Annotated in this window: 23 protein-coding genes and 1 other RNA gene; 8 read left to right on the top strand and 16 right to left on the bottom strand. The window is 56.3% G+C overall.

Going from position 1 to position 23606, the window contains the following annotated elements; genetic code table 11:
* Positions 1-60 precede the first annotated feature (60 nt).
* Positions 61-1353: an MFS transporter gene (locus tag ACPDZI_RS08390; protein WP_268029206.1), complete on the bottom strand. Its 1293-nt coding sequence runs from the start codon at positions 1351-1353 to the stop codon at positions 61-63.
* A gap of 171 nt (positions 1354-1524) precedes the next feature.
* Here ACPDZI_RS08390 and ACPDZI_RS08385 point away from each other — a divergent pair, with 171 nt between their 5' ends.
* Together ACPDZI_RS08385 and ACPDZI_RS08380 are read left to right on the top strand one after the other, a co-directional pair.
* The gene (locus tag ACPDZI_RS08385) at positions 1525-2856 is read left to right on the top strand and encodes a GAF domain-containing sensor histidine kinase (RefSeq protein WP_187267465.1); all 1332 of its coding nucleotides are present in this window, start codon (positions 1525-1527) and stop codon (positions 2854-2856) included.
* A gap of 86 nt (positions 2857-2942) precedes the next feature.
* Positions 2943-3212, top strand: a complete 270-nt coding sequence (locus ACPDZI_RS08380; protein ID WP_438834559.1) for a hypothetical protein — start codon at positions 2943-2945, stop codon at positions 3210-3212.
* 113 nt (positions 3213-3325) lie between these two features.
* Here the strand turns inward: ACPDZI_RS08380 and ACPDZI_RS08375 are convergent, their stop codons facing one another.
* The 10 genes from ACPDZI_RS08375 to ACPDZI_RS08330 all read right to left on the bottom strand — a co-directional run bounded on the left by ACPDZI_RS08375 (position 3326) and on the right by ACPDZI_RS08330 (position 14699).
* On the bottom strand, positions 3326-4075 hold the full coding sequence (locus tag ACPDZI_RS08375; RefSeq protein ID WP_268029208.1) for a class I SAM-dependent methyltransferase: 750 nt from the start codon (positions 4073-4075) through the stop codon (positions 3326-3328).
* A gap of 69 nt (positions 4076-4144) precedes the next feature.
* Positions 4145-4576: a glutaredoxin-dependent arsenate reductase gene (gene arsC, locus ACPDZI_RS08370; protein ID WP_438834343.1), complete on the bottom strand. Its 432-nt coding sequence runs from the start codon at positions 4574-4576 to the stop codon at positions 4145-4147.
* Positions 4573-5649: an ACR3 family arsenite efflux transporter gene (gene arsB / locus ACPDZI_RS08365; RefSeq protein ID WP_438834342.1), complete on the bottom strand. Its 1077-nt coding sequence runs from the start codon at positions 5647-5649 to the stop codon at positions 4573-4575. The genes arsC and arsB overlap by 4 nt, the downstream gene beginning before the upstream one ends.
* Positions 5650-5694: 45 nt before the next feature.
* Positions 5695-6045 (bottom strand): ArsR/SmtB family transcription factor, encoded by a 351-nt coding sequence (locus tag ACPDZI_RS08360; protein WP_323932524.1) that lies wholly within the window; start codon positions 6043-6045, stop codon positions 5695-5697.
* A gap of 159 nt (positions 6046-6204) precedes the next feature.
* On the bottom strand, positions 6205-9081 hold the full coding sequence (gene gcvP, locus ACPDZI_RS08355) for an aminomethyl-transferring glycine dehydrogenase (protein ID WP_438834341.1): 2877 nt from the start codon (positions 9079-9081) through the stop codon (positions 6205-6207).
* 252 nt (positions 9082-9333) lie between these two features.
* A complete protein-coding gene (gene gcvH / locus ACPDZI_RS08350; RefSeq protein ID WP_010634317.1) occupies positions 9334-9723 on the bottom strand; it encodes a glycine cleavage system protein GcvH in 390 nt (129 codons plus the stop codon).
* Positions 9724-9828: 105 nt separating this feature from the next.
* The gene (gcvT, locus tag ACPDZI_RS08345; RefSeq protein ID WP_016350379.1) at positions 9829-10926 is read right to left on the bottom strand and encodes a glycine cleavage system aminomethyltransferase GcvT; all 1098 of its coding nucleotides are present in this window, start codon (positions 10924-10926) and stop codon (positions 9829-9831) included.
* 478 nt (positions 10927-11404) lie between these two features.
* Positions 11405-12640, bottom strand: a complete 1236-nt coding sequence (locus ACPDZI_RS08340; protein WP_438834340.1) for an FAD-dependent 2-octaprenylphenol hydroxylase — start codon at positions 12638-12640, stop codon at positions 11405-11407.
* A gap of 88 nt (positions 12641-12728) precedes the next feature.
* Positions 12729-13946: a 2-octaprenyl-6-methoxyphenyl hydroxylase gene (gene ubiH / locus ACPDZI_RS08335; protein WP_438834339.1), complete on the bottom strand. Its 1218-nt coding sequence runs from the start codon at positions 13944-13946 to the stop codon at positions 12729-12731.
* Between the two features lie 183 nt (positions 13947-14129).
* Positions 14130-14699, bottom strand: a complete 570-nt coding sequence (locus ACPDZI_RS08330) for a UPF0149 family protein (protein ID WP_011705605.1) — start codon at positions 14697-14699, stop codon at positions 14130-14132.
* A gap of 173 nt (positions 14700-14872) precedes the next feature.
* Between ACPDZI_RS08330 and zapA the strand changes: the two genes are divergently transcribed.
* Together zapA and ssrS are read left to right on the top strand one after the other, a co-directional pair.
* Entirely contained in the window at positions 14873-15205 is a 333-nt protein-coding gene (zapA, locus tag ACPDZI_RS08325; protein ID WP_016350376.1) for a cell division protein ZapA, read from the top strand.
* 16 nt (positions 15206-15221) lie between these two features.
* Positions 15222-15404, top strand: a non-coding RNA gene (ssrS, locus tag ACPDZI_RS08320) — 6S RNA.
* A gap of 165 nt (positions 15405-15569) precedes the next feature.
* Here ssrS and emrD read toward each other — a convergent pair.
* Positions 15570-16769 (bottom strand): multidrug efflux MFS transporter EmrD, encoded by a 1200-nt coding sequence (gene emrD / locus ACPDZI_RS08315; RefSeq protein ID WP_146061862.1) that lies wholly within the window; start codon positions 16767-16769, stop codon positions 15570-15572.
* Positions 16770-17019: 250 nt separating this feature from the next.
* The gene (locus ACPDZI_RS08310; RefSeq protein ID WP_268015440.1) at positions 17020-17682 is read right to left on the bottom strand and encodes a glutathione S-transferase family protein; all 663 of its coding nucleotides are present in this window, start codon (positions 17680-17682) and stop codon (positions 17020-17022) included.
* Between the two features lie 188 nt (positions 17683-17870).
* Between ACPDZI_RS08310 and ACPDZI_RS08305 the strand changes: the two genes are divergently transcribed.
* Positions 17871-19631, top strand: a complete 1761-nt coding sequence (locus ACPDZI_RS08305) for a recombinase family protein (RefSeq protein ID WP_438834338.1) — start codon at positions 17871-17873, stop codon at positions 19629-19631.
* Positions 19632-19896: 265 nt separating this feature from the next.
* Here ACPDZI_RS08305 and ACPDZI_RS08300 read toward each other — a convergent pair whose 3' ends face one another.
* Genes ACPDZI_RS08300 through ACPDZI_RS08290 form a run of 3 tightly spaced genes read right to left on the bottom strand, consistent with a single transcriptional unit; the run spans position 19897 to position 22283 of the window.
* On the bottom strand, positions 19897-20784 hold the full coding sequence (locus tag ACPDZI_RS08300) for a DUF2971 domain-containing protein (protein WP_438834337.1): 888 nt from the start codon (positions 20782-20784) through the stop codon (positions 19897-19899).
* A gap of 51 nt (positions 20785-20835) precedes the next feature.
* A complete protein-coding gene (locus tag ACPDZI_RS08295) occupies positions 20836-21606 on the bottom strand; it encodes an abortive infection system antitoxin AbiGi family protein (RefSeq protein WP_438834336.1) in 771 nt (256 codons plus the stop codon).
* A 50-nt stretch (positions 21607-21656) separates the two neighbouring features.
* Positions 21657-22283 (bottom strand): XRE family transcriptional regulator, encoded by a 627-nt coding sequence (locus ACPDZI_RS08290; protein WP_438834335.1) that lies wholly within the window; start codon positions 22281-22283, stop codon positions 21657-21659.
* Between the two features lie 107 nt (positions 22284-22390).
* On the opposite strand from ACPDZI_RS08290, the gene ACPDZI_RS08285 reads away from it, so the two are divergent.
* The 3 genes from ACPDZI_RS08285 (at position 22391) to ACPDZI_RS08275 (ending at position 23560) form a co-directional block, all read left to right on the top strand.
* Positions 22391-22663, top strand: coding sequence for a helix-turn-helix domain-containing protein (locus tag ACPDZI_RS08285; RefSeq protein ID WP_438834334.1), 273 nt, complete (start codon positions 22391-22393; stop codon positions 22661-22663).
* 197 nt (positions 22664-22860) lie between these two features.
* A complete protein-coding gene (locus ACPDZI_RS08280) occupies positions 22861-23166 on the top strand; it encodes a hypothetical protein (protein ID WP_290041962.1) in 306 nt (101 codons plus the stop codon).
* Positions 23167-23197: 31 nt separating this feature from the next.
* Entirely contained in the window at positions 23198-23560 is a 363-nt protein-coding gene (locus ACPDZI_RS08275) for a hypothetical protein (RefSeq protein ID WP_438834333.1), read from the top strand.
* The last annotated feature ends 46 nt before the right edge of the window (positions 23561-23606 follow it).

Genomic DNA, 23606 nt, shown 5'->3' with positions numbered 1-23606 from the left:
CCAGATGAACAAAAAGCCGACTCACAGAGTCGGCTTTTTTTGTTGCTACGCACCCACGACTCAGCCGACCTTCGCCTGCTGGCCTTCCTCCGATCCGGGAGTGGCATAGCTGGCGGGCACCGCCTCCCCAGCCAGATCCGTTCTCGGCTCCAGCTCCGCCGTCATGGGGGTATTGGGCGGCACCGGGATGAAGACCTGATGATCGGCCAGCGGAATGGGTGCCCGCTGCCGCTTGCGCCAGCCAAGATACCCCGCCAGCAGCAGGCCACAGAGGGCGAAATAGACGAACAGCCCCTCTGGCCCAAACTGCGCCATGACAAAAGGCGCCAGCAACGGCCCGGTCATGGCCCCCAGGCTGTAGGCGAGCAGCAACCCCTGATTGGCCCCCAGCACCTGATCCGGGCGCAGCTCGTCGCAGGCGTGGCTGAGGCTCAAGGGGTAGATGGAGAACGCCATGCCGCCCAGCAGGAACACCAGCCCCCCCATCAGCGGCTCGCGCCAGCCGGCGGGCAACAGCACCATCAACAGGGCCAGCAGCGCCAGCACGGCGCCGAGCAGCAGGATCACCAGCCGCCTGTCGTAACGATCGGAGAGACGGCCGATGGGGTACTGCAGGCACATCCCCCCCAGGATCACCAGCGCCATCATGTCCGCCACCTTGGAGAGCGACGAACCGCTGTCGGTAAAATAGAGCGGCAGCAGGCCGTAGATGGCCCCGAGGATGAGGCCGGAGGTAAAGCTGCTGCCCATCCCCGCCGGGGTGAGGCGCACCAGCTCCAGCACGCCGACCGGCTGGGGCGCCACCATGGCCGGGGTCGCTACCCGGGAAATGGCCAGCGGGATCACCGACAGGGTCGCCGCCATGGCGCACAGGGCGAACGGGGTCAACACCATGGGATCCACCCACTTGAGCAGCAGTTGCCCCATGGCCAGGGAGCCGTAGAGCAGGATCATGTAGAGGGACATCAGCCGGCCCCGGTTGGCCGGCGTGCTGGAGACCAGCATCCAGGACTCCAGCACCACGAACAGGCCCCCGGTGGCAAAGCCCCCCACCAGCCGCAGCGCCGCCCAGCTCAGTGGTTCCACCACCATGCCATGCAGCAGAAACAGAAAGCAGAGCAGGGAGGCATAGGCCGCATAAGCCCGAATGTGACCCACACGGATGATGAGGCGGGCGTTGACGAAGGCCCCCAGCACCAGCCCGCCGAAGTAGGCGGCCGATACCAGGCCGATGGCCTGGGCCGATACCTGTTCGGCAGAGAGACGCACCGTCAGCAGGGTGTTGAACATGCCGTGGCCCAGAATGAAGATCACCAAACTGGTCAGGGGTGAGAGGAACCTTGCGAGTGTCATGGGGTCTCCCTGATTGGCTCAATCGTGAGCAAAACAACCATGGTACCGTCTGCTTCCTGCCCTCTTCAACCTCTCGGGATCAGTCAACTCATGACACGCAGGGCCCACACCGGACAACTAGAATAGGAATAGAGTCCACTCACCCCAGCCCCAGCAAACAGGAACGCCTTCATGTCTGCGAGCCTATCCAAATACCCGATCGCCCCCGAGTTCGAGATCCCGGACTCCCTGCGTCTCTCCTGGCAGAAGACCGTCAACCTGATGGCTGAGCTGTTTCACGTGCCGGCCGGACTCATCATGCGGGTACACCCTCGCGAGATAGAAGTGTTCATCACCAGCCAGACGCCGGACAACTGCTATCCGGCCGGTGCCCGCGAACACCTCGACTCCGGCCTCTATTGCGAACGGGTCATGGATACCCGCCAGGAGCTCCTGGTGCCAAATGCCCTCAAGGATCCCGAATGGCAGCACAATCCGGACATCAAAGTCGGCATGATCTCCTATTGCGGTCTGCCGCTCTGCTGGCCAGATGGCAGACTCTTCGGCACCATCTGCGTACTGAGCCGGGAGGAAAACGACTACGGCGGCCTCTACCGGCAACTACTCTTGCAGTTTCGTGATTCGGTGCAGCAGGGCATGCACACCCTCTACGACAATATTCGTCTGCAGGAGACGCAAGAAGAGCTCGAGCAGCACAAGTCGCAGTTGACCCACACCCTCGACAGCCTGAAAAAAACCCAGGAGGAGCTCATCCACACCGAAACCCTGGCGGCACTGGGGGCCATGGTGGCAGGCATCTCCCATGAACTGAACACCCCCATCGGCAACGCCCTGATCGCCACCACGGCCCTGCAGGAGCAAACCCGGCAGCTGGCCGCCCAGTTGGGGGCTCAGACTATCCGTCGTACCACGCTGGAAGAGTTTGTTCATGCCAGCCAAGAGATGAGCGAGCTGGCCCTGCAGGCCATCACCCAGTCGGCCAAGCTGATCAGCAGCTTCAAGCAGGTGGCCATCGAGCAGACCTCGGAGAGCAGGCGCAGCTTCGATCTCAGGCGTCTCATCGACGACAATCTGGCCAGCCTCAAATCCGGCCCCGGGTTTGATCAGGTCGTGCTGCACAATCTCATCGACGAGGAGCTGCTCTGCGACAGCTACCCGGGCCCCCTTGGTCAGGTGCTGCTTAACCTGATCCACAACGCCCTCCTCCATGGCATCGGGGATCGCCAAGATGGACGTATCGAGATCCGGGCCCATCAGGACCAACAATCCGTCCACCTGGAGGTGCTGGACAACGGTCGCGGCATGGCGCCCAACGTACTAGCCCACATCTTCGATCCCTTCTTTACCACTACCTTGGGCAAAGGGGGCTCCGGACTGGGGCTCTCCATCTGTCGCCGCATCGCCACCTCGGTGCTGGGTGGCGGCCTGACGGCTCGCTCGGCGCCGGGCAAAGGCAGCTGCTTTACCCTCTCCTTTCCCCGCATCGCCCCTGGCCGCGTCTGAGGGGCTGGCGTCAGCCCCCTCTCGCAGGGCGAACCGAGTTGTGATACCGGCCAACACAAGGGCGGCGGTGAGTTCTATCCTTGCTGATGTCCACCAACGAGGTAATCAAGATCAAACCAGCCCTGCTTTTGGCCAGCCTGCTCTTTACCGGCAGCACCCTCGCCTTTCACTGCCCCGCCGACATGAAGAAGATCGATGATGCCCTCGCCGCCAAACCCGCCCTCAGCGCCGACAAACTGGCCGAGGTGAAGAAGCTGCGCGCCGAGGGGGAAGTCCTGCACAAGGCTGGCAAGCATCAGGAGTCCGTCGATACCCTGGCCAAGGCGATGGCCATGCTGGGGTTGAACAAGAGTTAGCGCAGGCACCACAGCCCACGGCTGCGAACAGGATCAGCCATGCCCTTGCGGGCCCTCGCCACCGGTGGCAAGGGCCCGCTGTTTATCTGGGCTCCTTGTTTCTACCCCGACGGCTACACCCGGCCGCTGTAGAGCAGGGTGTCGTAGTTGAAGGCAATCACGCCATCGACCGCATGGCGGGCAAATTCCCGCGCGATCAGCGCCGTCAGCGCGGCATGGGCTTGCGAGCCGGCCACCGGGGCATAGGAAGAGGAGTTGAGCCGCCCCAGCACCCCGTCAAGATCGAACAACTGGCGGTTTGCGAAACGATCGAGCCGGTACTCCCCCTCGAAGAAGGCCTGAAAGTCCCCTTCGCCCAGATTGCGGTGATTGACCTCCTCGTAATCTCCCGAATAGGTGCGCAGGCCCGCCTCATAAGCCTTGAGAAATGGAGTGTCGGTCAGCCGGTCGTTCCAGATGAGGGCAACCCGGCCACCGGGTCTGAGCAGCCGCCGGCACTCCTGCTTGAAGGCGGCGCGATCAAACCAGTGAAACGCCTGCGCCACCGTCACCAGATCCACCGACCCGTCTGCCAGACCGGTGGCTTCGGCACTGCCATCCTGCCACTCGATATTGGTCACTGTCTGCAGCTGGTGCCGGGCCGCCCCGCGCATCTCCGCATTTGGCTCGACCGCCCAGACCCGCGCCACCCGGGGGGCCAGCAGCGCGGTCAGGATGCCGGTGCCGGCCCCGATATCGGCCACCCGGGCAGCCGGCCCCATGGCCAACTCGCTGGCCAGAAAATCGAGCATGGCGGCAGGATAACTTGGCCGATATTTCACATAAGCCTCGACCCGGGTCGAGAATCGCTGGGTACTGTCCATGGCCACTCCTTGTGCTGAATCTGTACGAAATCAGGGCCGAGACAGTCGCCACGCACCTGAGCGCCGGGGTCAGCCGATGCGCCTGCCTTGTGCATCCACCACCTGCTCCCCATCTTCCTTGCTGAAGGCCCCTTGCTGGGGGCTCGGCAGAATACCCAGTACCACTTCTGATGGGCGGCACAGCTTGGTGCCAAGCGGGGTCACCACGATGGGCCGGTTGATCAGGATGGGGTGCGCCAGCATGGCATCGACCAGTTCATCATCGCTGAACTTGTTCTCGGCCAGTCCCAACGTCTCATAAGGGGGCACGTTCTGGCGCAGCAGGTCGCGAACCGGCATCCCCATGGCGGCAATCAAGGCCAGCAGGGTATCGCGACTGGGCGGAGTCTCCAGATAGTGGATGACGGTCGGCTCAACGCCTGAGTTGCGGATAAGGGCCAGCGTATTGCGGGAAGTGCCGCAGGCCGGGTTGTGGTAGATGGTGATTTGGGCGTCAATCATGATGGGTTCTCTGGGGTGGTGTAAGAGCGTTTCATGCGCAGGGCGACATTGACCAGGGCGATCAGTACGGGGACCTCCACCAGCGGGCCGATCACCCCGGCAAAGGCCTGATCCGAGCTCAGCCCGAACACCGCGATGGCGACGGCGATAGCCAGCTCGAAGTTGTTGCCAGTGGCGGCAAAGGCAATGGAAGCGTTCTTGTCATAGGGGATACCCAGTTTCTTGCCCACCAAGAAGCTGGTGAAGAACATCAGCACGAAGTAGACCACCAGGGGCACCGCGACCCGCAGCACATCCATGGGCAGTTCGACGATCATCTCTCCCTTGAGACTGAACATCAGCACGATAGTGAGCAGCAAAGCGATCAGCGTGATGGGGGAAATTGCCGGAATAAAACGCTCGGTGTACCACTTCTCCCCTTTCGCCTTGACCAGATAGTGACGGCTCAAGAAGCCTGCCAAGAAGGGAATGCCCAGATAGATCAGCACGCTTTGCGCGATATCCAGCATGGTGATATCCACTGCAAAGCCCTGCAAACCAAACAGCGGCGGCAGCACGGTAATAAACAACCAGGCCATAAAGCTGTAGGTGAGGATCTGGAACGCACTGTTGAGCGCCACCAGGCCGGCGCCGTACTCCTTGCTGCCGCCGCCGAGATCGTTCCACACCAGCACCATGGCGATGCAGCGCGTCAGACCTATCAAGATGAGCCCCACCATATAGCCCGGCTGATCGTGCAAAAACACCAGCGCGATGACGAACATCAAGATGGGGCCCACCAGCCAGTTCATCACCAGCGAGAGGGTGATGGCGCGGCGATCCCGGGTCATGGTTCCCATGGTGGCGTAATTCACCTTGGCCAGCGGCGGATACATCATCAGGATGAGGCCAATGGCCAAAGGTATATTGGTAGTCCCGACCGACATCGCCTCGTTCCACTGGGCAACTTGAGGGAACAGATAACCAATCCCAACCCCGATGCCCATGGCGACGAAGATCCAGAGGGTGAGGTTGCGGTCTAGAAAGCGCATTTTTTTGCTGACGGGCAGATCGCAGCAGGCATTGGTACTCATGGAGAAACTCCCAGAAGAGTAACGAATGGCGGGCAGACAGCGCCCTTACTCTTTATCACAACAGGCAGGCGCACAGAGGGACTCGCCACCTGCCACCCCGCAGGCCTCTGGATGACCGGCGCAGCACTCCTCGGTGAGGTAACCGATAAGATCCAGCATCAGGGGGATGTTGGCTCGATAGCGCAAGAAACGCCCCTCCTGCTCCACCGAAAGCAGGCCCGCGTGCAACATGGCCTTAAGGTGAAACGAGAGGGTATTCGGGGCGATGTCGAGCTCGCTGGCAAGCTGGCCGGCCACCATGCCTTCCAGACCTGCCTTGGCCAGCAGGCGCCACACATCGAGACGAATGCCGGACGCGAGGGACTCAAACACCTTGGTAGCGATCGCTTTGTTCATGCAAACCTCCGTCTATCTCTGCATGAATTCAACTATACAAGAATCATTGAAATAACCAAAACTCCCCCGCCATTTCAGCGCCATCCTCCCCGCTAATAAAAAGGGCCTTGCGCATGCAAGGCCCTTGGTCTCTCTGTTCGGGTCGAAGCGACGCTGCCCTTACTTGGCGTAATCCTCGGTCGGGATGCAGGAGCAGAACAGGTTGCGATCGCCGTAGACGTCGTCGATGCGGTTGACCGACGGCCACAACTTGGCGGCGCGAACGGCGTCCGACGGGAACACCGCCTCGGCGCGGCTGTAGCCACGAGACCACTCAGCGTCCATCACGTCATCCTGGGTGTGCGGGGCATGGACCAGCGGGTTGTCGGTGAGGCTCCACTGCCCGTCCTGCACCTTGGCGATCTCGGCGCGAATGGCGGTCATCGCCTCGACGAAGCGGTCCAGCTCGCGCTTGGATTCCGACTCGGTCGGCTCGACCATCAGGGTACCCGCAACCGGGAAGCTCATGGTCGGCGCGTGGAAACCGTAGTCCATCAGCCGCTTGGCCACGTCCATCTCGCTGATGCCGGAGGCTTCTTTGAGCGGGCGGATATCCAGGATGCACTCGTGAGCCACCCGACCGTTGCGACCGGAGTAGAGCACGGGGAAGGATTCACCCAGCTTCTTGGCCAGGTAGTTGGCGTTGAGGATGGCCACCTGAGTGGATTTCTTCAGCCCCTCGTCCCCCAGCATGGCGATGTACATCCAGCTGATGGGCAGGATGCTGGCCGAGCCGAACGGTGCCGCCGACACGGCGCCGTTGTTGCGGCTCTCCTTGTCGGTCTTGACCACGGCGTGACCGGCCACGAACGGTGCCAGGTGTTTCTTCACGCCGATGGGGCCCATGCCCGGGCCGCCACCGCCGTGAGGAATGGCGAAGGTCTTGTGCAGGTTGAGGTGGGACACGTCCGCCCCGATAAAGCCCGGTGCAGTGAGGCCCACCTGGGCGTTCATGTTGGCGCCGTCCAGATAGACCTGACCACCGTGCTGGTGAACGATGTCGCACACCTCCTTGATGGTCTCCTCGTACACCCCGTGGGTGGAGGGATAGGTCACCATCAGACAGCTAAGCTTCTCCCCCGCCTCGGCGGCCTTGGCGCGCAGATCGTCCAGATCCACGTTGCCCGACTTGTCACAGGCGGTGACGATGACCCGCAGGCCCGCCATCTGGGCGGAGGCCGGGTTGGTACCGTGAGCGGATGCCGGAATGAGGCAGATGTCGCGATGCCCCTCGCCACGAGATTCGTGGTACTTCTTGATGGCGAGCAGGCCGGCGTATTCGCCCTGGGCACCGGAGTTGGGCTGCATGCAGACCGCATCGTAACCGGTCACCTTCACCAGCCAGTTTTCGAGGTCGGCCAGCAGCAGCTGATAACCCTTGGCCTGAGCCAGCGGAGCGAACGGGTGCAGCTTGCCAAACTCGGGCCAGGTCACCGGGATCATCTCGGCGGTAGCGTTGAGTTTCATGGTGCAGGAGCCCAGGGAGATCATGGCGTAGTTGAGGGCCAGATCTTTGGCTTCGAGACGGTGGATGTAGCGCAGCATCTCGGTCTCGGAGTGGTACTTGTTGAACACCTCGTGGGTCAGCACGGCATCGGTGCGCAGCAGATCCTGCGGGATGGCGTGATGGGCCTGCGCCGCCTGGTCGAGGGCCTCGATCTCCAGGCCGTGGCCTGCGCCCAGGAACAGTTCAAACAGCTCGGCCACATCGCCACGGGTGGTGGTTTCAGAGAGCGACACCCCTACCGCGCCATCGAGATCCGCACGCAGGTTGATTCCGAGCCCCTCGGCCTTGGCAATGAGCGCGGCCTTGTCGGCAGTCTGCACGGTCAGGGTATCGAACCAGCTGGCGTGCTTGATGGCCACGCCCTTGGCCTTGAGGCCGAGCGCCAGAATGGTGGTGAGACGGTGGACGCGGGAGGCGATGGTTTTCAGTCCCACCGGGCCGTGGTAGACGGCGTAGAAGCTCGCCATGTTGGCCAGCAGCACCTGAGCGGTACAGATGTTGGAATTGGCCTTCTCGCGGCGGATGTGCTGCTCGCGGGTCTGCATCGCCATGCGCAGGGCGGCCTTGCCACGGGCATCCTTGGAGACACCGATGATGCGGCCCGGCATGGAGCGCTTGTAGGCATCGCGAGTGGCGAAGAAGGCGGCGTGGGGGCCACCGTAGCCCATGGGCACGCCAAAGCGCTGGGCCGAGCCCAGCACCACGTCGGCACCCAGCTCGCCTGGGGATTTGAGCAGCAGCAGGGAGAGCAGATCGGCGCTGACGCAGGCCAGCCCTTTTTGGGCCTGCACTGCCGCAATCAGGGCCCGCAGATCTTTCACTTCACCCGTGGTGGTGGGGTACTGGAACAGGGCACCGAACACCTCTTCGGCGCAGGCCTGCTCGGCCGGGCCGACTGCCACGTCAAAGCCGAAGTGGACCGCCCGCTCCTTGACCACGTCGATCACCTGGGGGTGCACGTCGTCGGCCACGAAGAAGAGGTTGGCTTTGGACTTGGCCATCCGCTTGGCCAGCGCCATCGCCTCGGCGGCGGCGGTCGCTTCATCCAGCAGGGAGGCACTGGCCAGATCCATGCCGGTCAAATCCAGCGTCAGCTGCTGGAAGTTGAGCAGGGCTTCGAGACGGCCCTGCGCCAGCTCGGGCTGGTACGGGGTGTAGGCGGTATACCAGCCCGGATTTTCCAGTACGTTGCGCAAGATGACGTGGGGCACATGGGTATCGTGATAGCCCATGCCGATGTAGCTCTTGGCAACCTTGTTCTGGGCGGCATAGCCCTTGAGCTTGGCCAGCGCTTCCACCTCGGTCATGGAGGCGCCGATGCCGAGCGGACCCGGCCGGCGAATGGCGGCGGGGACGGTCTGCTCAATCAGATCATCCAGGCTCTCGGCGCCCACCACGGCCAGCAGGGCCCGCAGATCTTCCTCACCCGGCCCGATGTGGCGGCGGATGAAATCGGTTTTTTGCTCGAGTTCAAACAGTGACTGGGTCATTTCCCTATTCCTGATAAAAAGTCCTGATAACTAAGTGCCTGACAGCCGGCCTAGGCCGGCTTCACTCATGTTCGGCTGGCAGGGTAGCCCCTGCCAGCACCGGATGTCGCTCATAGCGACAGGGGGTCGTCTTGCGGCTGACCGGTTGGCCGCGGGCAAACCGGTGCGGACGACTTCACCCTCGCCGGCCGGCCTCCAGGCCGACGGGCACCTATACAAACAGGCCCTGCGCATTGGCAGGGCCCGGGGGCATTACTCTTCGTCCACCACGTTCTGGTAGCCTTCGGCATCCAGCAGATTGGCGAGCTCGCCCGCGTCGTCCAGCTTGATGCGGAACAGCCAGCCGGCACCGTAGGGGTCGGAGTTGACCAGCTCGGGGCTGCCTTCCAGCTCTTCGTTGACGGCCAGGATCTCGCCGCTCACCGGGCTGTAGATGTCAGAGGCGGCCTTGACCGACTCGGCCACGGCGCAGTCATCACCGGCACCGACCTGCTTGCCCACTTCCGGCAGATCGACGAACACCATGTCACCCAGCAGCTCCTGGGCGTGCTCGGTGATACCGACCACGGCCTCGCCGTTGGCTTCGACACGGATCCACTCGTGGGAGGTGGCATATTTCAGTTCGCTCGGGATATGGCTCATTTGTGCTTCCTTTATTCACTTGGATCACTTGTCCCGGCGCGTTCGACAGACGTTGCCGGGGCAAGGGGGTCTGGCGAAGGGCAGCCCCTTCGCCGCAATGGGTCGTTACACCAGCTTCTGGCCGTTGCGCACGAAAGCCGGCTTGGTCACTTTGACGGTGACCAGCTTCTTGCGGATCTCCACCGAGGCTTGCTCGCCGATATCACGGGGCACCCGCGCCAACGCAATACTGTACCCCAGGGTGGGCGAGAAAGAGCCGGAGGTGATCACACCTTCCCGCTCTTCTCCAGCGGCGGTGGTGAAGGTGACCGGCATGCCGCTGCGCAGCACGCCCTTCTCTTCCATCACCAGACCCACCAGCTTGGGCTGGCTGCCAGCGGCTTTCTGGGCTTCCAGCGCGGCGCGGCCGATGAATTGGCGATCGCTCGGTTCCCAGGCGATGGTCCAGGCCATGTTGGCGGCAAGGGGCGAGACGGTTTCGTCCATGTCCTGGCCGTAGAGGTTCATGCCGGCCTCGAGGCGCAGGGTGTCACGGGCACCCAGGCCGCAAGGGGCCACGCCGTTGTCCAGCAGCGCCTGCCACAGATCGCACGCCTGCTCTTGCGGCACCACGATCTCGTAGCCGTCTTCACCGGTGTAGCCGGTGGTAGCGATGAAGAGCTCGCCGGCCTGCACGCCGAAGAAGGGCTTCATGCCTTCCACTGCGGCATTTTGCTCGGCGCTGAACACCTTGGCCGCCTTGGCCTTGGCATTGGGGCCCTGCACCGCGATCATGGCGAGCTCGGGGCGCTCGGTCACGGTCACCCCGAAGTCCTGGGCGTGGTGGCGGATCCAGGCCAGATCCTTCTCGCGGGTGGCGGAGTTGACCACCAGGCGGTAGAAGGTCTCGCCAAGGTAATAGGTGATGAGGTCATCGATGACACCGCCTTCCGGGGTCAGCATGCCGCTGTAGAGGGCCTTGCCGAAGACGGTGAGCTTGGCCACGTCGTTGGCCAGCAGGTGTTGCAGGAAGGCTTTGACCCGCTCGCCGGTCAAATCGACGATGGTCATGTGGGAAACGTCGAACATGCCGGCATCGGTGCGCACCTGATGGTGCTCTTCCAGCTGTGAGCCGTAGTTGATGGGCATTTCCCAACCGTGGAAGTCCACCATCTTGGCGCCGGCTTCCAGGTGCTTGGGATGCAGTACTGTAGTCTGGATCATCGCTGTGTTTCCTTAAGCGTTCGCGACAACACTCACGCATCGCTCGCCCGGCAGCCACCATCCGGTTGTCTACCTGGGTGGCAGCAAGCAACGTGCCTGAGTCTGTGCTCGTTCCGGCCCCGCAGGGCAAGAGTGATTCCTTGAACGCAGCGGATTATAAGCCAAGCGGACGCACATGCCGCTCAAAAAAAACTAATCCACCGCCAGTAAACAGACCCCAGACACTAAGGTAAAAACAGTGATAAAAACAGACCAAACCCGGTAATGGCGATATTAAATTTCGATTTTTACCGTTTCGTCACAATTTGGAGAAAAACGTTTCGCTGGCCGCCCAGATTAAAGGCTGATGCCCAAACCGGGTCATCAGCCTCATCACATTAGTTTTGTTGTGAAAACAGCCGGGTATTATTAGATTTTTTCACCCTTGGCCAGGGCGGGCAGCTCACCTTCCAGCCCCATGGCGGCCCGGATCACCCTCTTACTTCGGCCAGGTTGGCAAATTGTTCCCCTTGGCCAAGGCCGGCAACTCACCCTCTAACCCCATGGCAGCCCGGATCACGCTTTGCTTGAGCGGCGTCAACAGATCGAAGGCGCACAGCCCGGCCCCACGCACCAGCTTCTTGAGCGGGTTGCTGCCGGCGAACAGCCGCTTGAGCCCCTCCATCGCCGCCAGCATGCTGGCCGCCTCGCTTTTGCGCCAGCGCTCGTAACCGCGCAGGTTGGCGAGCCGGCCGATGTCCTTGCCCGCCGCCTGATTGCGCAAGATCTGCTCGGCCAGGGCGGCGGCATCCAGCAGCCCCAGGTTGACCCCCTGCCCCGCCAGCGGGTGGATGGTGTGAGCGGCATCCCCCACCAGCACCAGCCGCTCGCGGGCAAAGTCGCGGGCATAGCGGGCGGTGAGCGGGATGGCGCTGCGCGCCCCTGCCACCTTGCACAGACCCAGCCGGCCGTCGAACGCGGTGGTGAGCTGGCGGTTGAACTGCTCTTCATCGCACTGACAGAGCGCCTCGGCCCGTTTGGCGGGCACCGACCAGACGATGGAGCAGAGATCCGGTTGCCACAGGGGCAGGAAGGCGAGCGGCCCCTCGGGGGTGAAGATCTGACGCGCCACCGCCTCATGGGGCTCGGCACAACGCACCGTCGCCACCAGCGCGTGGTGGCCGTAATCCCAGCTGGTGAGCGGGATGTCGGCCTGCCGGCGCACCCAGGAGTGGGCGCCATCGGCCGCCACCACCAACTTGGCCGACAGCGCGCGGCCATCTTCCAGCAGCAGCAGGGAGCCCGCCTCGCCACTTTGCAGGCTGCTCGCCCGGGCCGGGCTCAGCAGCTGGATATTGTCGCCATCGAGGATCGCCTCCAGCAGCGCCAGCTGGATGACCCGGTTCTCGACGATGTGGCCGAGCTCGGGCTGGCGCAGGCTGGCGGCATCAAAGGCGATCCGGCCAAAGCTGTCCTGCTCCCACACCTCCATCTGCCCATAGGGCTGCAGGCGACGGACCTCGACCCCGGCCCAGGCACCTACCTGCTGCAGGATACGCTGACTGGCCAGACTCAAGGCGCTGACCCGGTTGTCCGGCGCCTCATCAAGCACGGGCTCCGGCAGCTGGCCCTCGACCACGGCGACCTTGAGCGCACTTCCCTTGAGCGCGGCGGCAAGCCCCAGGCCCACCATGCCGCCCCCCACAATCACCACATCCACGTTTTGCATCTGCATCGTTCTATATCCTTTCAGGGCTGATCGCCGGGATCAGCGAGGGCACGCCCGCAGGCGCACCCGTTCAATACCCATGACGTCATCCGCCTCAGGGGCGGCACACATCGGCGACAAAGCCCAGGGTGCGGGAGGCCAGCGGCGCCTTGAGGCAGCTCAGCCGCCCCATCAGGGAGAGTGCCAGGTTGCGGCCCGCTACCAGCGGGTCATGATCATTGGAGAAGAGCTGGGCCAGCGAGGAGGTGAGCCAGACCGTCTGGGCCTGATCCCCCTTGCGCAGCTGCCAGTAGCCGCTGAGCACCTCAAAGCTGCCGATATCCTCCCCCGCCGTCAGCGCCCGGCCCACCGCCCGGGTGAGCAGGTCCAGATCGCGCATGCCGAGGTTGAATCCCTGACCGGCGATGGGATGCAGCAGATGGGCGGCGTTGCCCACCAGCACGGTGCGCTGGGCCAGCGGGTAGTCGGCCACCGTCAGCACCAGCGGATAGACGTGGCGCTGACCGGTTTGCAGGAAGCGGCCGAGGCGCCAGCCGAAAGCCTGCTGCAGGCGGGCCAGAAACGCGGCGTCATCGAGCGCCATCAAGGCCGGCGCCTCATCCCGCGCCACGCTCCAGACCAGGGAGGAGAGCCCGCCCTGCATCGGCAGCAGGGCCAGCGGCCCCCCTTGGGTGAAACGCTCGAAAGCCCGTCCGGCCGGGTCTTCGGCCGTCTTGACGGTGGCGATGATGGCGCTCTGACCGTAGTCGTGACGACTTACCGCCAGCTTGCACTGCTGGCGCACGAAGGAGTTGCCGCCATCGGCCGCCACCAGCAGGCGGGTCTGATAACGCTCGCCGCTGGCCAGGGTCAGGTTCACCCCCTCCGCCAATGGCTCCACGCGCTCGAGCTGGGCCGGACACAGCATGCGGATCTGCGGGCTGGCGGCAATCGCCTGCTGCAGCGCAATGCCCGCCGCCGACAACTCGATCACCTGGCCGAGGGCTGGCAGGCCATACTCCGCCGCCGTCAAGCCGGCCTGGCCGAAGTGGCCCCGATCCGACACATGAATCTGGCTGATGGGGCTGCAATGGGGAGCAAAACGGGACCAGAGCCCGTGTCGGGCCAGCGCCTTGCAGGTGCCGGCAGAGAGCGCGATGGCGCGGGCATCGAAACCGGGATGCGCATTGAGCTCGGGAGCGCTCGCCTCCAGCAGCAGGATCTGCAGGGGCTTGGGCCCTGGCAGGGTCGCGAGGGAGAGCGCCAGCACGGCGCCGCTCATTCCACCACCGACGATGGCCACATCGACGTGGTTCAGATCAGATTGAGACATGAGATGAGGGGAAAGACTGAAAACGTGGGGTCATGCTAACACAAAGCGTGGGGTCGGGATGCGAAGCCACGGGCAAAAAAGCGCAGTCCCTGTCGTCACTTGCCTCATCACGGCGGTCTGGCGCGGGCAACATCCAGATGTAAAAAGAGCGCCACCAGGCGCTCTTTTTAGGGTTCGACCGACTCAGTGCAGGGTCGGCGGCGTGCTCGGGGCATCCGGCCGCTTGCCGAACTCCTCGAAGCTCATCATCACCCCGAGGCGCACGTGCTCGTAGAGCACCAGGAAGGAGGCTTCGTTCTCTTCATCTTCCTGATCGAACTCGGCGGAGACCTGGGTGATGCTGGCGATGTCTTGGATCATCTCCTGCAGCTCTTCGGAAGCCTTGGAGAGCTCCTGCTGCACCACGCCAAAACCGGCCAGGAAAGCCTGGGACCAATCCACCAGCGAGTCGATGCGCTCGTCAAGCGGCGCTTCGTCGCTTGGCAACAGCAGCTCGACCCCTTTCTGGGCCATCAGGCTCTCGATCACCTGGTGATAGAGATCGGTCATCACCTGGCGCACCGGGGCCGGCAGACCGAAACCGTCGTTGACCAGATCATTGAAATGGGGCAGCCAGCTCTTGTCGTCCAGTGCCACACCACCGCACACCAGACCGCAGATCACGCCATGGGCCTCTACAGCCGTCGCCATCAGCTCATGCTGCTCCATCAGGTCGGCCACGGCCGCGTATTTCAGGGGGTTCGTTTTGCTCATCGAAGATCCGCTCAAAGTTCAGGCAAATATGCAGAATTAATGGTCAGGATCCTAGCATTCTCCCCCTTCCAGAGCCAGCAAGGCCTTGAAACTTCTGCATCTGCGCTATATAGTCCCGCCCAGTTGTCCACGTGGATAAAGGCGGAAATCAGCTCCGCCGTATTGAGGAAGGCATGAGCACAGAGGCCGTAGAAATCGTCATTTTGGGACGTCCCTACAAGGTATCCTGTCCCCTGGGACAGCAGGATGCCCTGCGCCAGGCCGCCGACCAGCTGACTGATAAACTCATCGAGCTGCGTCAACGCTCCAAGGTCTCCAGCAACGAACAGCTGGCGGTGATGGCAGCGCTCAATTTTTGCCATGAGCTCTGCCTTGAAAAAGAGAAAAATCACCAATACTCTGAGACCATGGACAAGCGGATCAAGATGCTGCAACGCACCATCGAAGCGGCCTTGATCGAGCACGGACAATATGGCGAATCCAGCGACGAAGGCCTGCAGCCCTAATCGTCCACCGTTTTAAAATTCCCTGGGGTGTTTGTCAGCCGGTTCAAGTCCCCGAGCCGATATTCATACCAAACAGGGGATCTGCCTTCTGGCTATTGCGCATGCTCGGCACGACCGAGAAGCCTGCGGTCAGATCCGATCCCCGCCTTGAACCGACGGTTCAAGGGCCCAAACCGGCAACGGCATCTCCGGGGTACCAATAGCAAAAAGCCCGTCACCAGCGTGACGGGCTTTTTCTTTATCTCCTGCACCATCCCTCTCCCCTGCCGCTGCAACCCTTCAGCACTGCCCGCGCCACCAACCACACCAGAAGCGGCACATAAAAAACCCGCCGGCTTGGGCGGGTCTTTTTTATGCGCTCGGCTCAGACAGCCATCTGTTGATGGGGTGAGCCGTGGTGGCGCAGCCAGAGGAAACTCAGCGCCACGATCAGCACCATCAGCGTCATGATGGCCCCCAGGGTCACCTGCCCTTTCATCGGGAAGCAGGCTGCCAGCAGCGTCACGATACCGGCCCCCAGGTTCTGCATGCCACCGAGGATGGCACCGGCGGTGCCCGCCTGACCCGGGAAGGGTTCGATGGCGCAAGAAGTGGCTGTCGGATAGAGAATGCCGCTGCCGATGAAGTAGACGGCGGCGCCGCCAACCAGGGAGGCCGCACTCACTACCCCGAACAGACCCGGCAACAGGATGATCAACGACCCCAGCGCCAGGAAGACGATGCCAAGGCGCATCAGTTTGCCCTGACTCAGGCGAAAACTGAGCTTGGCAGAGAGCCAGGCACCGAACAGATAACCGGGCAGCGGCAGCACGAACAACACGCTGACGGTGCGAGCACTCAATTTGAGCACATCGCCGAGCAGCACGCCGGCCGCCGCCTCAAACACCGCCAGACCGGCAAAGGTCGCCATCAGGCAAAGCAGGTTGCCCTGAAAACGCGGATTGCCGAGCACGTGACGATAGGCGGCGCCGACTCGCAGCGGCTGTTGGCGCGCTGTCGCCGGCAGCGTTTCAGCAAACCAGGCCAGCAGCGCCAGGGTCGTCACCGCACCGAAGCCGAACAGGAACCAGTACCCGGCACGCCAGTTGAACAGCTCGGTCAACCAGCCGCCCAGTACCGGCGCCAACAGCGGGGAGAAGATCACCCCCATGCTCACCAGACTGTTGGCCCGGTTGAGCTCGGCGCCGCTGTAGCGATCGCGCATCACGGTCCGGCTCATGGCGCCGCCTGCCCCGGTGCCCAGCCCCTGAATGAAGCTGCCCACCAGCAGCGCCATGAAGCTTGGGATCAACTGAATGGTCAGGGTGCCCACCAGAAACACCATCATGCCGATCAGCAGGATGGGGCGACGACCTATGCGATCCGAGAGCGGGCCGTAAACAAACTGGGAGAGCCCGTACGGGATCAGGTAACAGGCCATCACCGCCTGCAACTGGCCGGAGGCCACGTTGAAGTCCCCCGCCATCATGGGAATGGAGGGCACATACAGGGTCTGGGTCATCTGGCCCACAGCGACCATCAGAATGGTCAGAAAAAACAGCGGATAAAAACTGTGCCGATACATATCTCAGTCCCGAAAATCATCAAAAAGCTGCCGCACCCCTGGCAGAAACCTGCAGAGGGGATCCAAAAACACAGAGTCAATCAAAGGTGAAAATACAAGGCGGAGAACCCGCACCGGCCGGGAGCAGGACACCCCCTAGGCTTGCGGTGATCTTAGTGATTCAGATCACGAAAAACGAACGAATCTTTATAATCAGCTTTCCCTAGTTTTTCTAATGTGACGGGGTTTTTAGCCCCGTCAGCAATAAAAATCAACGTGTTACCATCTGCTGGGCCTGTTTGACCAGGTCCTCCGGCTTCTCGTTGCGCGGCGGTATGGTGATCCCCTTCTGGCAGGCGGGCTTCTCGGCCATCCGGTCCATCCAGGCTTGCAGATGGGGCAACCCCTCGATGGAGATGCCGCTCCAGTCATAAATGCGCACCCAGGGCCAGGTGGCGATGTCGGCGATGCTGTACTCGTCGGCCAGATATTCGTGATGAGCTAGGTGGCTGTCGAGCACCTCGAACAGACGGCGCCCCTCCTTCTGGTAGCGCTCGATGGCGGCCGGGATCTTCTCCGGAAAGTAGCGATAGAAGACGTTGGCCTGCCCCATCATGGGACCGACCCCGCCCATCTGGAACATCAGCCACTGGATGGCCTGGGAGCGGCGCTTGGGATCTGCCGGCAGCAGCTTGCCCGCCTTCTCCGCCAGATAGAGGAGGATGGCGCCGGACTCGAACACGGCGAAGTCACCATTATCCCGATCGACGATTGCCGGGATACGGCCGTTGGGGTTGATGGCCAGAAACTCGGGCTTCTTCTGATCCAGCGCCGACAGATCGAGCGGGATCACCCGATAGGACAGGCCCAGCTCTTCCAGGGCAATCGCCACCTTGAAGCCATTTGGCGTAGCGGCGGTGTAAAAATCGATCATCATGAACTCCTTGTGATTCACACATTGGTGCAAAGACGGCCACAGCCTCACTCATGCGAGACGACAACGGACACAGATCGGATGCCGCACCGGCATTTGCTCCGGCGCCTGCATGGCAAAGCGGCACAATACTGGTCAGTTGTAACTGTGATATGATTTAAGACATATAATCAGTAGGACTATCGCTAGTGAAATCATACCTTTACACCCGCATCAGTAGCCTTCAACAAGTGCAAGGGTTTGGCATCGACCGACAGATTCAGACTGTAACAGACTTTTTAGAGAATGCAGTACTCGATAGCCGCTTGGGCTACCAGCTCAACCCGAACGATTATGAGATTCTTGAATCTGACATAGGTAGATCAGCTTTCAGAGGTAACAACTGGAAGCCAGATAGCAACCTTGGCAGGTTTTACGATGCTGTGGTCAGCGGTCGAATCCGGCAAGGTGCCCTGATCGTTGAGAACATCGACCGTCTGACCCGCCTTTCTAACTACCAAGCAGCACATAAACTCACCACCTTGATCACCCATGGGATAGATATCATCGAAGTTGAGTCAGGCACATGTTTCTCTGACCGGATACCCGAATCGAACTCAATCCTGAACATTAGCATTTCACGGGCTCATAACGAGTCCAAGCGTAAGTCCAATATGGGCCAGAAAACTTGGGCTAACAGAATCACTAAGTTGAGGGATGAGGGTAAGGCGAGCGTTAAGATCTGCCCACGATGGCTATCAGTACAAGACGGTAAGTACATACTCGATACTGAGCAAGCAGCGATATTGCTTTCCATTCATCAGCAATATCTAGATGGTCATGGAAGCTCCGCGATTGTTCGCCGACTGAATGATGAGGGTAAACTAAACAATGGCAAACTTTGGAACACCCTCACGCTTCATAAAGTACTAAAAGATGAGCGTCTTACTGGGAAGATGGTTATTGGTAAACAAAGGATTGTTGATACAAATAAAAGCGAAGAAGAACAGAGTAAGCAAAGAGAAGAAATAAAAAATAATCTCATTAGTGTTGATGATGCGTTCCCTATTGTTGTTAACCAGGAGTTATTCAATCGGGTCCAAACTAAAATAAACTCATCAAAACATGGAACACAGAAACCCAAGACAACCAAGTTAATGCGAAACTTATTTAATGGTATTAGTACTTGTGGAATATGTGGAAACCCATTTATTGTTTGTTCTAATGGGCGTGGAAACCTATTCTATACCTGCCTAGGCCGCCGTTCTGAAAAAACCTGCACAAATATAGGAGTAAACTACACTCAGTTTGAAACCTCTATCTTAAAGCACATCAAAGAACTGAACTGGAGTGCTATCTATACGGGTGAGAATGATAAGACCAACTATATTAATGAATGTCGTTTAAAGATAGTTGATATTGAGCGAAGAATTAGCAACTTCAATAAAGAACTTGTTGATTTAGATGATAACGACCTTGAGCTTCGGATTATTCGTATAATAAAAAAGAACAAGGAGACTCTAAATGGATTAGTCTCAGAGTTAAATGGTCTTATGGCTAGTACTGATACCTATATTGACTTCAATCCTGACTTGGAGTTAGTCCATGATCAGGCTAATACATATCTCAGACAAGATACCAATGTTGCCTTAAGAAAAGTTATAAAACAGATAGCTATTGTTCGTGATGACAACTTGGTTCAGTGTTGGATTAAGTACTACACAGATTCCATTAGCCATCTGTTCATATATGACATAAAGAAAAATGATGTGATAAGTAAGTCTCATATTTCAGATAATTTAACATTTCATTTTGATTCGGGTAGTATTGATATTCGTACAGGTAAAATATCTATTACTGGAGTAAAATTTAAAGAGGAAGATCAAATCGCATTTAACCTCTGGGTAAAAATGCTTGAGGAAGCAACTAATGAAATTGAAGCTAATCTAGGAAACAACATATCCCCATAGTTAACCACCGTAAATGGTACTCTATCGTTGCATTATGCTAGAATACGCTCTTTGACCTAATGTATCCGTCATAACAGGATATATTGTTGGGGTAGCGACCGAGAAGCAGAAAGAATCAATTAAACCCAAATCATAGGTGCATAACGAGGAACCTCTGAATATATTATATAGACTGTCCCAATGCATTACAAATGTAATGCATTGGGATAGTATTAACTTAAATAACTTTTAAAATTAAATTAATAATTAGTACTTTACAGCTTAATTAATATTTTGAGAGTATAATACCGAAACTATTTCTATCAAAATTTGCAATGTAAGTTTTTGATAATAAGTTCTTACCCTTTAGTATGCTGGTCAATTCATCTTGTCTTTCTTGAGGCATTTTTTTACCAATTATTATTCGAGAAATACAAGATGGATCATAAAACCCTTTATCTCTAGAACACAAAACTCTAATTTCATCTTCATACTTCCAATCTATATGCTTTGTAAACAACATTTTATCTATAAACAAAGGTTCATTCTTACCAACAATATCCTTAATATAATCATTGAAACCCAGATCTGTATAATTCATTAAAGTATACCCCCCAAAATAGTTCTCATTTTTTTTACTTAGGGAGTCAAGTAGTTCATCGAACTTGAACTCAACTACAAATCCTCTCAAACCATCAGAATAATGAGACCACATTAGCCTACTTTGTAATGGGTCGTTTTTTATATCATGAGAAAAACACTGAAATCTATTTTTTTGCTTCTCATCAATCACATCCATAACAATTTTATTAATTGGCCCTGTTAGGTCTTTAAAAAAAATATTAACCAGATCACTAACAACGTCTTTAGGCATTTCGCTTGGAATAATTTCCATATCAGAGTCTGGATCTGCAAGTGAAATTAATGGGTTACACATTAAAAAATCCGTGAATTGCTCTTTAGTTAAATTATTAAAATCAAAATCACCATCCCTCACAATAACTTCAAATGGATCATTGAAATCACTTAACTCTGAAAACCAAATGTAATCGCTCTCAATACTATCAAAATTGTAATCATTGTTGCGATAAAAATGATATACATATGATATTTTATGCAATTCATCTTTAAAAAACTGATTATCTTTGAGTGCTTTAAGATTAGAATTTTTCATATCGTTATTCATATCACCAACTAACATGCCAGAATATAAAGTGCCTATGCATCACAAGTCATTGAAGATATTTGATGTTACAAATATCTTTGAAAGCAACTTATTTTTTATTTCTCCAGAATAGGCTGTGTTTATATCCTTAACAATTTCATTTAAATATGATTCATCTTCAACAAAAATATACTTTATATCCTCGTAAGAAAAATGAAGAATAGCCTCTTTACAATCTCTTATTTTCTCATCACCTTTCTTTTTATTTCTTCTAAATCGAATTGGAGCTATGTTAGAGCGGATATCAGGAACATATCGCCATTCATTTTCATTTGCAAATCGATAGTCTAAGATTGGTTCTTGATTTTTTCTATTTAAAGTTCCTTCGTAATTTTTCATATAACGAAAAGGATTGATCAAGGCTCTATATATTTTTTTCTGAGCATAATAGTTCTCGTCGTCAAGGTCTGACAGATATTTTTCTTTGAACGTACGCAAGGTTTCGTTGAAATAATCTATCATTGAGCAGTCACTATTAATATAAAAAACAGGATTTAATCCATTCTTTACCCCCCATGATTTTTTTAATCCAATGCCAAAACCTCCATATTTAGATGTGTGTTCCATAAGATGAGATATACGGATATCGCAAAATGAAACCATTGGAATTGCAAATTTCCGTGATTTCACCTTAACAGAACCATAAATTTCTTCATTGGAATGAGAGGCTCTAAAATAGGAACATTTTAAAATTTCGATTAATGTACTATATTCTCTAGTAAAATGAATTAGAGTGCTCGGATATAAACTTCTTTCACTTGAAACCTTCATTTAATTAATCCTAAGGAACATGTTCATGACTCTATTTGACTATTTCATCTCTATAACATATTAAAAACAAGTATAATTTCTCCTAATATCTCGAAGGTGCTTAGCGACTCATCAGTAACAATCATTTCACTGTACAGCTTGTTATCACTACTCAATAGATACCCTTCAGAAACTATCTGAACCCTCTTGTACAAGTAGCTTCCTCCCTTACGGAGCACAACGACTTTGCTATCCCTGAGGTCTTTCTGGCCCTGATCTAAGACTAGAATGCTCCCTACGCCAAACGTAGGTTCCATCACATCGCTATCTACTTGCAGAGCAGCAAGACGGCCAGCTTTCTCCTGGAGAGTCGGGAAGGCTTCAGAGTCCAGAAGAAGGAACCCTCCTTTATCTATAAAAGGAATATTCAGCACTCTGCCATTTTCTGCTTCCTGAGCTATAGCCAGAGCCGCCCCTCTAAATTCTTCACCTGTCGCCAGCCACTCCACGGAGACATTCCCAGCTCTAGCAAGCGAAACAAGATTCTCTAGGGTCGGGCTTGAGACGCCTTGTAGGTAGTTATGGACAGTGCTGTAGCCAATCCCAGCCCTCTTAGCAAAGTCGCGGCCAGAGCCCGCAGGGACAATTGATTTTAGCCTCTCGCTGAACTGCAAAACGCTCTCTTTCTTATCCGCCATACTACCACCTATCACCGCAACAAAGGGAACAAAAGTTCCTTATTTGGGTTTGACATGTTCCATATGATGATCAATCATGTGCTCAATGTAAGTAACGAGTGATCATTATGAGTATTCATAATCCTAAAGAATCGCAGAAAAAGGAGCAGGATGCCAGTACCAAGAACTGGCATAGAGCAGACATACTTGCAGCAATTAAGAAGAAGGGGGGAACGCTGGCACAGCTATCTAGGACAAATGGTCTGCATGAAAGGACATTGTATAACGCACTTGAGCGGCACTGGCCTAAAGGTGAGCAGATTATCGCTGACTATATAGGTGTGGCTTCTCATATCATTTGGCCTGAAAGATATAAATCATTCGACCATCACAAGGAATAAACTATGGCAAATTATTTCACTATCGCTTGCCCACACTGCCGCAGCACCACCACCGTTCAGACTGGTGTCGCTAAGAGTGGAACAGGTATTGGTCAATGCCGAAATTGTTCGAAGAACATAAAAGTTACCGTCGATGGAAAAGGTAATGTAATCAAAGTCTCTTAGGGAAAACTGCATTTACTAACTGGACTTAAGATATGGATAAAAATGAAAACCAGATCAATTGCATCTACTGCAATGAATTGATCGCAGCTAAGGCAAAGAAATGTAAGCACTGCGGTGAGATAATAGATCCCCAGATGCGAGACATTGAAAGACTCATGAGGGAAAAGAACAACTCCAATATCGTGGTTAGCAATAACAACAACTTACAAAATTCATCATCCCAAGCAAAGAAATTCCCACACATAGCTCATGGCATTATGGCTCTACTCACTGGGGGGATTTGGATTTTTGTCTGGATAATCCATTATATATTCAGGGACAAGAATTCATATTCATAATTTCAAATCCGATCCCAATGGAGCACACATTGTGATAAAAAGACTTTTACTTTCATTAACCATATCAGCATCGTGTAATGCATTAGCAACGACTGTACCATCTGGTAAAATTGAACCACCATTCAAGATTGGCAATGAGGTTGTGTGCCTAAAAGAAGTTCAGCAGCACATGACTCCTTTCTTAAAAAATTTCGAACAGGAAAGCGGTGTTCAGTACAAGTACATCGTCAAATCGGGATTGTCCTACAATGAAATGGCAGGTCTACGCTTACAAATTAACCGTGTGGATTCTGGGCTAAATGTTCGAGTGGCTGACATGGATTATTACTGGCTCCAAGAACGTGGAAGTATGTGCCAGCCAAGCTACTTAGTTCTTGATAGATCCGAAAGTTAACACTCAAATAACAAAAGGATATGTGGTTACTTTTCCACATATCCTT

The sequence above is a fragment of the Aeromonas oralensis genome, assembly GCF_049665575.1.
Classification (GTDB): domain Bacteria; phylum Pseudomonadota; class Gammaproteobacteria; order Enterobacterales; family Aeromonadaceae; genus Aeromonas; species Aeromonas hydrophila.
Note: the sequence above shows the minus strand (reverse complement) of the source record. Positions and strands in the feature narration are given on the sequence as shown.